Origin of the sequence: Pseudidiomarina terrestris, from assembly GCF_030466405.1 — a bacterium.
GTDB lineage: Bacteria > Pseudomonadota > Gammaproteobacteria > Enterobacterales > Alteromonadaceae > Pseudidiomarina > Pseudidiomarina terrestris.
Window position 1 is genome coordinate 308807 of the sequence record NZ_JAGGJF010000001.1, and the last position, 12647, is coordinate 321453.

Here is a 12647-nt window from a genome sequence, read left to right on the forward strand (position 1 = left end):
CAACAGGTGCGGGCTTCTTACCAATCAGAGACCTAAAGAACAATTACAACTGCTTCTCTAACTCCGGCAATACCTCAAACAAGTCTGCCACTAAACCATAATCAGCGACCTGGAAGATCGGTGCTTCTTCGTCTTTGTTAATCGCGACGATGACCTTCGAGTCTTTCATACCTGCCAGATGTTGAATTGCGCCACTGATACCTACCGCGATGTAGAGTTCAGGAGCAACAATCTTACCGGTTTGGCCGACTTGCATGTCGTTTGGAACGAAACCTGCGTCCACTGCCGCACGGGAGGCCCCTACCGCAGCGCCAAGCTTGTCAGCGACTTTCTCCAGCAAGTGGAAGTTCTCGCCATTTTGCATGCCGCGACCACCAGAAATCACCACGCGCGCCGAGGTTAAATCAGGACGCTCAGATTCCGCCAGCTGTTCGCCAACAAACTCTGACTTATCATTTTCAATCACGGTATCTACGGTTTCCGTAGCAGCACTACCGCCTTCTGCAGCGACAGCATCAAAGGCTGTGGCTCGCACGGTAATGACTTTAATGGCATCTTCTGACTGCACCGTAGCGATCGCGTTACCCGCGTAGATTGGACGCTTGAAGGTATCCGCACTTTCCACTGCAATGATGTCTGATACTTGTGCAACATCCAGCAAGGCCGCCACACGCGGCATAAAGTTCTTACCCGTGGTGGTCGCAGGAGCCACGATATGGCTGTAATCTTTGCCCAGCTCAGCGACTAACGCGCCCAGATTCTCGGCCAGGAAGTGGCCGTAGACTGCGTTATCAGCAACGCGAACTTTGCTTACACCTGCTACTTTAGCGACTTCATCAGCGACGGACTGACACTCGTGCCCCGCCACTAATACTTCAACCTCGCCGCCCATTTGCTGAGCAGCTGCCAGAGTTTTCAGTGTCGCCGTGCTTAATTCATTATTGTCGTGTTCGGCAATGACTAAAATGCTCATAAAACTTTTGCCTCGTTCTTCAATTTGTCCACCAGTTCAGCAACGTCGGCAACTTTAACACCGGCACTGCGTTCTGCTGGAGACTCAACCTTAAGAAGTTTCACCGTACGGCTGATACTCACGCCCAGCTCATCCGCTGACGTAACATCAAGCGGCTTACGTTTGGCCTTCATGATATTCGGCAGCGACGCGTAGCGTGGCTCATTCAAGCGCAAGTCAGTAGTGACAATCGCAGGTAAGCTGAGTTTTACCGTTTGCAAACCGCCATCAACTTCACGGGTCACATTTACGCTGCCATCGGCCATATCGACTTTCGATGCGAAAGTCCCTTGTGGCATTCCGGTCAAGGCGCCGAGCATCTGTCCCGTCTGGTTGTTGTCAGAGTCGATAGCCTGTTTACCTAAAATCACCAGGTTCGGCTGTTCTTTCTCAACCACGCCTTTTAATAGCTTAGCGACAGCCAAAGAATCAGGCATATCTTCAGTTTCAACCTGAATCGCGCGATCCGCGCCCAGTGCTAAAGCAGTGCGCAATTGCTCCTGCACAGCTTTCGGGCCAATCGAGACCACCACCACTTCTTCGGCGATGCCTTGTTCCTTCAGTCGTACTGCTTCCTCAACCGCGATTTCACAGAACGGGTTCAGGGCCATTTTCACGTTGGCCAGATCAACGTCAGATTGGTCAGCTTTGACCCGCACTTTAACGTTGTAATCAATGACGCGTTTGACCGCCACTAATATTTTCATGTTGTCGTTCCTGTTACGTTATTTGGATTCACGTTATATCTTAGACTGCCCAAGATTAACATTTTTCGCGGCAAAAATGATACTATTCGGCTATCTTTTGCCTTGCGTGAGCGCAATTTTAGAGCTGCTATGGTGTACGGAAAATTAAACGAAAGTGATCTCTCAGCGCTGCAGTGGGAAGCTCAACAGCATCCTCAGCGGCTGAAATTTCTAATCGAACAAGCCGCCAAACTGCCGCCATTTCCACCAGAGAAGCGCGTACCAGAACATGAAGTGCACGGCTGCGAGGCTAAAGTCTGGCTGCTCTGTGAATGGCAAAACGAGCGTTTACTGCTGCAGTTGGACTCCGCCTCACGCGTTGTGAAAGGCCTGCTGGCGCTAATCTTCTTGGCCCTGCACCAGGCGACCCCAGCGCAAGTCGCAGCCTTCGAACTCGATGCCCTGCTGCACCAACTTGGCCTGCAGGATCTTGTCAGTACATCGCGGCGCAATGGCCTGCGCGCCGTGGTCAGTGCTATCCAGAATTAAAAGCAAGCAACTTGCCTGCCGGCACCGGCGGATGCCTACGCAATGACCTCGTAGCCTGACCAGTCAGGAACTAAAGGTTGCTCGACACCATCTTTTACCAGTTTGATGTGCCAGCCATCCAGCAAGTCCAGATTAAGACAATTATCCACATCGTAAAGATCATCTTTGTGCTGCTCGACACTGTCCGTCAATAACCGCTGATACCCCACCCGCTTGGCCTCGTCAGCAGATTTTGCCACCACCAGCGTAAAGTCATGAAATTCCGCCAGCCGATTTGGATAATAGCCGCCAAAATTAACAAACCACAGCTTCTCGGCTTGTTCCACCGGCGCCTGACTCAGCTCAATGCGGTAACCGTCGACATGATGCACCTGCACATAACTGTCCAGATGCAACCCTTGCAACGTGCCGTACCAATTCTTACGCAGCGCCGGATAGCAGTCCGCAACCGACTCGCCAGCCACAAACCGCACATCGTGCACCTCAATGTTCGCGCCCGGCGCCGAACCACCAATGTAAAACATATAGAGTTTCATTTGCGCTCCAGTTTTTCTAACAACAACGCCACCGCCTGCATCGCAAAAGTACAAGTCACCGGCATCGCCGCACCGAAGCCCGTACTGCAATCCATCCGCATCGAACCAGCGCCTGGCTTAGCATGACTCCAGCTACCATCACCTACCGGATAACGTAACTGCTCCGTAGAGTACACCGCCTTAACACCAAAGTTACGGCTTGGATTGCGCGAAAAATTGTAATCGCGCCGCAGCATCGAGCGCACTTTCGCCAATAATGGGTCCTGCGTCGCCTTCGCCAGATCCGCCGAGGTAACCTGCCCCGGATCAACCTGCCCACCAGCACCACCACACGTCACCAGCGGCAGCTTGCGACGCTTACACCAGGCAATTAATGCCGCTTTAACCGGAACACTATCAATAGCATCGAGCACCGCAGTCACCGGCTGACCCAGATAATCATCCAGATTTTCCGCCGCCAGAAAATCATCAATCACCCGCACCTGACACTTAGGATGAATATCACGCACCCGCTGCGCCAGTACCTCAGTTTTCAACTGCCCGACGGTACTCGTCAGCGCCGGCAACTGCCGGTTGATATTGGTCAGGCAGACATCATCCAGGTCAATCAGCGTAATCCCGCCCACTCCTGAGCGCGCCAGCGCCTCCACCGCCCACGAACCAACCCCACCAAGACCAATCACGGCCACATGATGTCGCTGAAAACGAGCAAATTCTTGCGCGCCATACACGCGCTCCACACCTGAAAATCTTTCGTCTGCCATTCGGTTTCTATCGTTAGAGAAATTAATACAATTATCGCAAAGTTTTATGCGAAACGCGACGGCGGGTGTGGGGGATGAACTCCAATGGCACGGGTGTCGGCCGCAGGGATGCGGCCGTCAAGCCCCCAGGGATGGGTTCACGGCGTCCCGTGGCATTGGAGTTCGTTCCCCGCACGAAGCCCGAGCAGGGACGCAGAGGCGGGTGTGGGGGATGAACTCCAATGCAACGGGTGTCGGCCGCAGGGATGCGGCCGTCAAGCCCCCAGGGATGGGTTCACGGCGTCCCGTGACATTGGAGTTCGTTCCCCGCACAAAGCCGCAGCAGGGCCGCGGAGGCGGGTGTGGGGGATGAACTCCAATGGCACGGGTGTCGGCCGCAGGGATGCGGCCGTCAAGCCCCCAGGGACGGGTTCACGGCGTCCCGTGACATTGGAGTTCGTTCACCGCACAAAGCCGCAGCAGCGACGCGGAGGCGAGTGTGGGGGATGAACTCCAATGGCACGGGTGTCGGCCGCAGGGATGCGGCCGCCAAGCCCCCAGGGACGGGTTCACGGCGTCCCGTGACATTGGAGTTCGTTCCCCGCACCAAGCCGCAGCAGCGACGCGGAGGCGGGTGTGGGGGATGAACTCCAATGGTACGGGTGTCGGCCGCAGGGATGCGGCCGTCAAGCCCCCAGGGACGGGTTCACGGCGTCCCGTGACATTGGAGTTCGTTCCCCGCACCAAGCCGCAGCAGCGACGCGGAGGCGAGTGTGGGGGATGACCTCCAATGGCACGGGTGTCGGCCGCAGGGATGCGGCCGCCAAGCCCCCAGGGATGGGTTCACGGCGTCCCGTGACATTGGAGTTCGTTCCCCGCACCAAGCCGCAGCTTAAACGCTAAACGGGTAGCTGATGGGATCGTGGTGTTGGTAGTTGTTGACTTTGAAATCGTCCAGCGTGACCCAGGTTTCCAAATCTTGCAGCGACTTGATATCAGGATTAATTTCTAACTGAGGGGCCGGGAAGGGCTCGCGCTGCAGTTGTACATCGCGCATCAGCGCCAGCTGATCTTCGTAAATGTGAGCATTCACTATCTTGTGATAGGCCTGCCCTGCTTTGTGTCCCGTGATTTGCGCCATCAACGCCAGGAAAGTAAACACCTGAACCTGATTGAAGTTCAAGCCCAGCGGCACATCGCAGGAACGCTGGTAACTGGTCAGATAAAGCGTGTCGCCAAGCAACGAAAAGTTATGGGTATGCATGCAAGGTCGCAAACAGCCCATGTGAAACTCGCCAGGATTATAAAAGCTGATAATCTCACCACGATCATCCACCCCGCGGCTCAGGTTATCGACCACCTTACGTAACTGATCCACATGACCACCATCCGGCTTCGACCAGCGTCGCCCCTGTACCCCATAGACGCGCCCCATATCGTCTTCGCCCTTGCGGTGCGAATTCTGTAACCAGGCTTCATTAAGGTTGGCGTTGGCATCCCAGGTTTTGCACCCTAAGGCACGAAAATCAGCCGCGCTATCGTAACCGCGGATGTAGCCTAAAAACTCTGCAATCGCCGCCTTCCAGTAGCTTTTACGGGTAGTGATTAACGGAAACTGATTGCCCGCAACATCGTATTCAAGATCAGCATTGATCACCGTTAAGCACCGCTTATCCGTGCGCTCGTTGGTCACCCAGACACCGTCATCGACAATGCGCCGGCAGAGTGCGAGATATTGATTCATGCCTGATCCCCTTTAGCGGCACCCCGGTGCGAACGGTACGCCCAAATCATTAAACCAAGACCGCCGATCACCATCGGCAGCGATAGCCACTGGCCCATTGACCAGCCGACGCTGAGCAAACCCAGGTGAGCGTCCGGTTGCCGATAAAATTCAACCACGAAGCGCGCTGTTCCGTAACCTGCCAGGAACAACCCACCAACCGCCCCAGTTGGCCGCGGCTTGCGACTGAACAACGCCAGCACAACAAACAACAACACCCCTTCTAACGCCGCCTGATAAAGTTGCGAAGGGTGGCGCGGCTCAGGCCCTGCGGCCGGGAAAATCATCGCCCATGGCACATCCGTCACGCGGCCCCACAGCTCGCCGTTAATGAAGTTACCAATGCGGCCAAAGGCAAGCCCCATCGGCACTAGGGGAGCGACAAAATCACCCACCTGCAAAAAGTTGATGCGCGTCACTCGCGAGAAAATCGCCAGCACTGTCAGCACACCTAGTAAGCCACCATGGAAAGACATGCCGCCACTGGCCATATCAAATAAATACAGCGGGTTTTCAATGAAGTAATTAAACTGATAAAACAGCACATAACCGATACGGCCGCCTAAAATGACGCCCATAAAGGACCAGAACAGTAGATCGCTAAAGCGTTTTTCCGTCCAGCCTACCGCTGCATAATGCGGCATCTGACACTGCCGCTTGCCCCAGAAATAGGCAAATGCGAGACCCAGGAGGTACATCAAGCCGTACCAACGTAATGCCAGAGGGCCAATACTAAATATGACCGGGTCGATGCCTGGATGCACCATAAACTCAGCTTGCATGTTTTATCCTATGAACAATTCGAGCGCCACCAATATCAGGAAGGCTGCAAATCCTCGTTGTAAATGTTTCACCGGTATACGCTGCGTCAAGGCAGCACCGAATGGTGCGCACAGCACCGAAGCAATTGAAATTGCCAGCCATGCCGGACCGTGGACATAGCCCAGCAGCCCGTTATTGGACTCCATTTGCTGCCCCAGCACAATAAACGCCAGCACCGCGCTGATGCCAATACTTAGGCTGCCCACCGAGGATACCGCAATGGCCTGCCGGATAGGGACCCTTAAACGTTGCAACAGGGGCACCGTCAGCGAACCACCACCGATACCCACCAGCGCCGACAAACTTCCGACCATCGCGCTGATGAACGCCATCAGGCGCTTCGAAACCCCGGTAATGGGCTCGCCGGTGCGTTGGGGTACCAGCATACGAATGGATAGTATCAGCAGCACCGCAGAAAAAATACGCTGCAGCCATTCGGGTTTGAGCTGAGTCGCCAGCCAAGCCCCAAAAATAGCGCCAACCATAAGCCCGGGAATCAGACGCCGCACCCAGAACCAACTGATTTGGCCGTGACGGTAATGCGAGCGCGCAGAGCTCAAAGTGGTCATCACAATCGTCGCAAGGCTGGTGGCGACCGCCATCTGCACCACTAATTCAGGCGGCACACCGAGCACGGGCAGCAGGTAAATCAACAGAGGAACAATAACCAGGCCACCACCAATACCCAACATACCGGCCAATAAGCCAGCAATCACGCCTCCGGCTAAACACCATAACCAGCCTGTGATGAGCACTGTGACTCCTTAGTTACCTGTAAGAATGGTTCCGGCGTTTAGCCGCCGGCACGAACAAAGCCACCTAAGCCCGCCTCTTCCAGCGTCATGGTGACAATTTTCCTGACTTCACGCGGTGACCGTGCGGCTAATGCTTTTGCCAACATTTCATCAAGATCCGCAGCCTTGATGTGCCGAATAATCCAGCGAATACGATCGATATTGTAGCTGTTCATGCTCAAAGTACGATAGCCCATCGCCAACAGCAATAGCGCGCCGCCGGGCTCTCCCGCTAACTCGCCACAGACCGAAACCGGCTTATCAAGTTCGTTTGCGCGCTGAATGATTTGCTGTAACGCGTGTAACACCGCCGGATGAAACGCATCATACAAACCTGCTACCCGTTGATTGTTACGATCGACAGCCAGCATATACTGAGTCAGATCGTTACTCCCCACCGAGAAGAAATCAACTTTATCGACGATGGTATGCATATGATAAACCATTGCCGGGACTTCAATCATGACGCCCAGTTTCGGAGGAATCAACTGCGTACGATCGTGGCCGTTAAATTCTTCAGACACCTCATGATAAGCCTGCTTTACCATTCGTGCAGCTTCATCAACTTCATCAGCACTGGTGATCATCGGCAGCAGAATATGCAGATTGTTACGACCCACCGCGGCCCTTAACATCGCTCGTATCTGCACCAGGAAAATCTCGGGGTGATCCAGCGTCATGCGAATGCCGCGCCATCCAAGGAACGGATTTTCCTCACTCATTGGCAAATAAGGTAGCGGTTTATCACCACCGACATCGAGTGTGCGCATCACCACAGTGCCCGCTTTAAATTGCTCGAGGATTTGCGTGTACAATTCCACCTGCTCATCTTCCGTCGGCAAGCGCTCGCGCATCATAAACGGAATCTCTGTGCGATACAGACCGACGCTGCTGATATCCAGTTCACTGAGCCAGTCACGCTCGGTATTCAGGCCCACGTTCAACTGTAAGGTTAGTCGCACGCCGTCCTCAGTTTCTACCGGCTGACCGCGCGCTTGTTCAACTTTTTCACGCAGCTCCAGTTCTTCTTCAGCCAACTGCCGGTATTCGTTTTCAACCTGCAGGGGTGGGTTCAGAAAGACATCACCATTATAACCATCGACGATCATGGTCTCGCCGTCGAGCTCATTCAGCTCAATATCATCGGCCCCCAGCACTGCAGGAATACCCATGCTACGCGCCATAATCGCTGCGTGGGAATTGCCCGAACCACGAACCGAAACGATGCCAAGAATCTCGGTATTGGGTAACTCTGCCAGCATGGTCGCGGTTACTTCATGGGCAACAAGGATGCATTCCGGAGGTGGCTCCAGGTGCTGCCGGGACTTTTCTTTTAAATGAGAAAGTATCCGCTGGCCAAGATCCCGCACATCACTGGCGCGTTCCCGGATGTACTCATCGTCAAGGTTTTCAAATTGGTTTACAAGATTCTCAACCACTAGCTTCAGCGCGGTTTGCGCGCGCCAACCGTCATTGATGGTTTGCTCGACTTCCTGGCCGAGATTGGTCGAATCCAGCATGGCATGATAAACGTCAAAGATCGCCAACGTCTCATCGGCGATTTGGCCTTTCATGCTTGCACTTAAGTCCAACAGCTCCTGCCGGGTGTGGGCAACAGCGGAACGAAAACGGCGGATTTCATGCTCAGGTTTATCAGATTTTTTCGGGGTGACTTCGCTTAAACGTGCTCGCGGCTTAACCACATAAGCTTGGCCGATGGCCACTCCGGGCGCTGCGGCGATGCCTTTTATGGTTTCCAGCCAGGGCGACTGCTTGGTGGTGCGTAAATAGCCTTTCACTTCGGCGTGCGCGATGACTACCGCCAGCTGCGCTGCCAGGGTCACTACAAAGGCTTCTTCGTCGCGGGTGAAAGCGCGGTCATGTTCCTGCTGCACCGCTAATACACCCAGCACCCGGCGGCGATGGATGACCGGAGCCACCAACATGGCGCTGTAGCGCTCCTCGTCGACCTCTTCTAATTTGAGAAACTTCGGGTGCTCGCTGGCATTGGCAATATTGAGCGGCTCTTCACGTTGCGCGGCAAGTGAGATGACCCCCTCACCAAAAGGCACATGAATCGGTTGATCGGATGAGATCCTGAGGCCGTCAGTTGCGGCCAGAGCAAATTGTTTTTGCTCGTGGTCCGCCAGATACACCGTACACGAGTCGGTTTGCAACGCTTCTTTGACTTGCCGCACCATAGTCTGCAGCGCCAGCTCAAAGTCTGGCGCCTGGTTCACGGCTTCCACAATGCGTTGCAACACTCGCAGCATAGTTAGCGTTTCCGTCTTGGTCCGCGCTGCCGTTTGCCACCAGGCCGCCCCTGGGCGGGATGGCTTGGCATGACAATGGGCGCAAACTCTTTCATCACGCGTCGGTAAACATCTTTCTTAAACGACACGACTTGCCGTACCGGGTACCAATAACTGACCCAACGCCAGTCATCAAACTCCGGATGTGACGAACAAAGCACATTTACGTCTTGCTCTTTGCACGTTAAGCGCAGTAAGAACCATTTCTGTTTTTGACCAATGCAAGTGGGACGTTGCTCGCGGCGCACGAGGCGCTTTGGTAAGCGGTAACGAAACCAGTGACGACTGGTATAGACAATTTCCACCTGATCGGGTTTTAATCCGACTTCTTCCCACAGTTCCCGGTACATGGTCTGTTCTGGTGTCTCACCATCATCAATCCCACCTTGCGGAAACTGCCAGCTGTGTTGCCCATATCGACGCGCCCAAAACACTTGTCCCTGATCATTACAGATAATGATTCCAACATTTGCGCGGAATCCTTCTGCGTCTATCACGCGGGCATCCTCTTAAATTCGACTTCTGTGGTCGATTTTTCCATAATCGGCACCTGAAAGAAAGTATTGTACACGATTAAGGAACATCATGAGTGACCTACGCACCCTATTTGATGCGGCCAGCGCCCTTGCCGGGCAGAGCTTTGCCGAACTTGCCGCGGCTCAGGGAATGCAAGTCCCGGCGGATCTGCGTCGCCATAAAGGCTGGGTCGGACAACTATTAGAGGCTGCGCTAGGCGCAAGCGCGGGTTCACAGGCTTTGCAGGACTTTCCCGAGCTAGGAGTGGAACTAAAAACCATTCCCCTTGATGCGCGCGGACGCCCGCTGGAGACTACCTTTGTCTGCACCACCCCACTAACGAACGTTGCTGGAGTGAACTGGGAAGCCAGTAACGTACGTAACAAGCTACAATGTGTGTTGTGGATCCCAATTGATGGACGGCGCTCCGTTGCTCTTGCCGAGCGCACGGTCGGCACCGCATTTTTGTGGCAGCCCAGCGAGAAGCAGGAGACGCAATTAAAAAGAGACTGGCAGGAACATATGGATCGGATCGCCATGGGCGAGGTCGAGCAAATCACTGCCCATCAGGGAGAAGTTTTACAATTGCGGCCCAAAGCTGCAAATAGTAGAGTTTTAACAGAAGCCATAGGTCCTTCGGGGCAGCTGATTCAAACGTTACCGCGCGGCTTTTATCTGAAAACCCAGTTCACCTGGCAGATAATTCGCGACACCTTTGGCCTTGACGATAGCTAAGGCAAACGAAAGCATAGGAGTCCAATGACACTTAAAGAGCTTGCTATTCAACCCAGTGCCCGTCGTGACGCCCTGACCTTCTGTGTGTTTGGCGTGTTGGTTTTTGCGGTCACCATGTTTCTATTTTTATCTGGTTTTGAACTTCCACAAGCCGCCTGGGCGATCATGTACATTGCCAGCGCTTCGCTGTTTTTGCTGGGTATTGCCAAGTTGGTGGAACCTCCGGTAAGTCTGATGATTTCGCCAGCGCAAATTCGCTACGAACATCGCCGCGGCAGCTGGCAGTTTGATTGGGATAACCTGATCCGCTTCGATATCCCACGTACTCATCGGGGCAATGAACTTGAAGAGCTCCCCTACATTGGCTTTCGTCTGAAAGATATCGAGCCGGTACTCGATACCATTTCTCCGCGACTCGCCGTGTATCTGGTGAGCGAGCAAAGGCATCTGCTGGTAGCGGCATTGCGCAGAGAGTTGCCGCCAGGGAGCGACTACACCCCCTTTTACGACATTCCAACCAGTTATAAAACCAGTAGCGGTAAAGTCTACCGTGGCGTCCAGGCGCTATTTGCAGTGCGTTGTGAGCAACTGCGCGAGCTACTGGGTTACGACCTGTATGTTCCGGCGAGTGCCCTTGACCGGCCGCTGGATGAATTTTGTCCGTGGTTACAAGAGGTTCAGAGCCACCGACACCAGGTCGACCAGCGCTAGCGCTTGCTGTTTAGCCGCTACAACTATATTCTGGAGGGTCTAAACTTCTCTTTATTTGGAGCATACTTGCCCATGCAAACACTTGGCTGGCGCGAATGGGGTGCACTACCGGACCTTGGCATTGACGCGATTAAGATGAAAGTGGACACAGGTGCCAGAACATCCTGTTTACACGCCTTCAAGCTTGAGCCGTTCCAACAAAACGGAGAAGACTGGTTACGTATCTGGATCCATCCGGAGCAGGAGTCCATGCGCGAGCATGTCTGTGAGGCGAAAATCCACGACCAGCGCGAAGTCACCGACTCCGGTGGTCACACCGAACTACGCTACGTCATTAAAAGCAAACTGGTGGTGGGTCAATTTGAGCAAGCTGTCGAACTGACTCTCACCAATCGTGATAGCATGAAATTCCGCATGTTGCTTGGTCGCCAGGCCATGCGAACTCATTTTTTAGTCGATCCTGACGCGTCTTATCTGTTAGGCACACAGCAACCCGAGCCAAAAGGAGTCAGCTCATGAAAATAGCGATATTATCGCGGAACGCAAAACTTTACTCCACGCGTCGTCTGATTGAAGCAGCTGAAGCCCGTGGCCACACGGTCGACGTACTTGACCCTTTACGGTGTTACATGGATATCAACGCCCGTGAACCCCTGATTCATATGAAGGGAAAAATTCTACCGACCTATGATGCTGTGATTCCCCGTATTGGTGCTTCAGTCACCTTCTTCGGTACCGCGGTATTACGCCAGTTTGAGATGATCGGCACTTACCCGTTGAATGAATCTGTGGCCATTTCACGTAGCCGCGACAAATTGCGCTCCCTGCAGCTGCTCAGTCGAAAAGGCATCGGCTTACCTATCACTGGCTTTGCAAGTCAGCCTCACGATATTCCCGATCTGATTGAAATGGTTGGCGGTGCACCTTTGGTCATTAAGTTACTTGAAGGTACGCAAGGCATCGGTGTGGTCCTCGCCGAAACCCGGCAGGCCGCTGAAAGCGTGATTGAAGCCTTTATGGGACTTAAATCGCACATCATGGTGCAGGAGTTTATTAAAGAAGCCGGCGGTGCCGATATCCGCTGTCTGGTGATCGGTGACAAAGTCATCGCCGCCATGAAGCGTCAGGCTAAAGCAGGCGAATTCCGTTCCAACCTGCACCGCGGAGGCTCTGCGCGCTTGGTGAAATTGACCCCGGCAGAACGAGCTACGGCGGTCAAAGCTGCGAAGACCATGGGACTGAATGTTGCTGGTGTCGACATTTTACGTTCCAATCATGGCCCTTTGATTATGGAGGTGAACTCATCTCCGGGTCTTGAGGGTATTGAAACAGCTACAGAAAAAGACGTGGCCAGTCAAATTATTAGCTTCATTGAAAACAACGCAAAAGCCCATCGCACACGAACCAAAGGGAAAGGTTAAAGGTGAAAAGACCTGCTTCATTTAAGC

General features: G+C 53.8%; 14 protein-coding genes. 5 read left to right on the forward strand and 9 right to left on the reverse strand.

The features are described 5' to 3' along the window. Nucleotides 1-43: 43 nt before the first annotated feature. Entirely contained in the window at nucleotides 44-973 is a 930-nt protein-coding gene (locus tag J6J34_RS01410) for an electron transfer flavoprotein subunit alpha/FixB family protein (RefSeq protein ID WP_301719543.1), read from the reverse strand. Then, the gene (locus tag J6J34_RS01415; protein WP_301719542.1) at nucleotides 970-1719 is read right to left on the reverse strand and encodes an electron transfer flavoprotein subunit beta/FixA family protein; all 750 of its coding nucleotides are present in this window, start codon (nucleotides 1717-1719) and stop codon (nucleotides 970-972) included. The genes J6J34_RS01410 and J6J34_RS01415 overlap by 4 nt, the downstream gene beginning before the upstream one ends. A gap of 129 nt (nucleotides 1720-1848) precedes the next feature. On the opposite strand from J6J34_RS01415, the gene J6J34_RS01420 reads away from it, so the two are divergent. Continuing rightward, complete coding sequence (locus J6J34_RS01420) at nucleotides 1849-2247, forward strand: SufE family protein (RefSeq protein WP_301719540.1); 399 nt, start codon at nucleotides 1849-1851, stop codon at nucleotides 2245-2247. Nucleotides 2248-2282: 35 nt separating this feature from the next. On the opposite strand, the gene J6J34_RS01425 is transcribed toward J6J34_RS01420, so the two are convergent. The 7 genes from J6J34_RS01425 to rppH form a co-directional block, all read right to left on the reverse strand. Then, a complete protein-coding gene (locus J6J34_RS01425) occupies nucleotides 2283-2783 on the reverse strand; it encodes a DUF1543 domain-containing protein (protein ID WP_301774396.1) in 501 nt (166 codons plus the stop codon). Beyond that, nucleotides 2780-3547: a tRNA cyclic N6-threonylcarbamoyladenosine(37) synthase TcdA gene (gene tcdA / locus J6J34_RS01430; RefSeq protein ID WP_301836073.1), complete on the reverse strand. Its 768-nt coding sequence runs from the start codon at nucleotides 3545-3547 to the stop codon at nucleotides 2780-2782. Before tcdA ends, J6J34_RS01425 begins: the two co-directional genes overlap by 4 nt. 871 nt (nucleotides 3548-4418) lie before the next feature. Beyond that, nucleotides 4419-5270: a thymidylate synthase gene (locus J6J34_RS01435; protein ID WP_301898384.1), complete on the reverse strand. Its 852-nt coding sequence runs from the start codon at nucleotides 5268-5270 to the stop codon at nucleotides 4419-4421. Next, the gene (lgt, locus tag J6J34_RS01440; RefSeq protein ID WP_301835596.1) at nucleotides 5267-6091 is read right to left on the reverse strand and encodes a prolipoprotein diacylglyceryl transferase; all 825 of its coding nucleotides are present in this window, start codon (nucleotides 6089-6091) and stop codon (nucleotides 5267-5269) included. The genes J6J34_RS01435 and lgt overlap by 4 nt, the downstream gene beginning before the upstream one ends. 3 nt (nucleotides 6092-6094) lie before the next feature. Further along, nucleotides 6095-6886 (reverse strand): sulfite exporter TauE/SafE family protein, encoded by a 792-nt coding sequence (locus J6J34_RS01445; RefSeq protein WP_301719535.1) that lies wholly within the window; start codon nucleotides 6884-6886, stop codon nucleotides 6095-6097. 38 nt (nucleotides 6887-6924) lie between these two features. Continuing rightward, nucleotides 6925-9198: a phosphoenolpyruvate--protein phosphotransferase gene (gene ptsP / locus J6J34_RS01450; protein ID WP_301898385.1), complete on the reverse strand. Its 2274-nt coding sequence runs from the start codon at nucleotides 9196-9198 to the stop codon at nucleotides 6925-6927. A gap of 2 nt (nucleotides 9199-9200) precedes the next feature. Next, nucleotides 9201-9734, reverse strand: a complete 534-nt coding sequence (gene rppH, locus J6J34_RS01455) for an RNA pyrophosphohydrolase (RefSeq protein WP_301719533.1) — start codon at nucleotides 9732-9734, stop codon at nucleotides 9201-9203. A gap of 88 nt (nucleotides 9735-9822) precedes the next feature. Here rppH and mutH point away from each other — a divergent pair, with 88 nt between their 5' ends. From mutH to rimK, 4 genes are all read left to right on the forward strand, one after another. Beyond that, nucleotides 9823-10488: a DNA mismatch repair endonuclease MutH gene (gene mutH / locus J6J34_RS01460; protein ID WP_301774393.1), complete on the forward strand. Its 666-nt coding sequence runs from the start codon at nucleotides 9823-9825 to the stop codon at nucleotides 10486-10488. A 24-nt stretch (nucleotides 10489-10512) separates the two neighbouring features. Next, a complete protein-coding gene (locus tag J6J34_RS01465; protein ID WP_301774392.1) occupies nucleotides 10513-11199 on the forward strand; it encodes a DUF2982 domain-containing protein in 687 nt (228 codons plus the stop codon). A gap of 72 nt (nucleotides 11200-11271) precedes the next feature. Next, the gene (locus tag J6J34_RS01470) at nucleotides 11272-11718 is read left to right on the forward strand and encodes an ATP-dependent zinc protease family protein (RefSeq protein ID WP_301835591.1); all 447 of its coding nucleotides are present in this window, start codon (nucleotides 11272-11274) and stop codon (nucleotides 11716-11718) included. Continuing rightward, nucleotides 11715-12620 (forward strand): 30S ribosomal protein S6--L-glutamate ligase, encoded by a 906-nt coding sequence (gene rimK, locus J6J34_RS01475; protein ID WP_301719529.1) that lies wholly within the window; start codon nucleotides 11715-11717, stop codon nucleotides 12618-12620. Before J6J34_RS01470 ends, rimK begins: the two co-directional genes overlap by 4 nt. Nucleotides 12621-12647 lie beyond the last annotated feature (27 nt).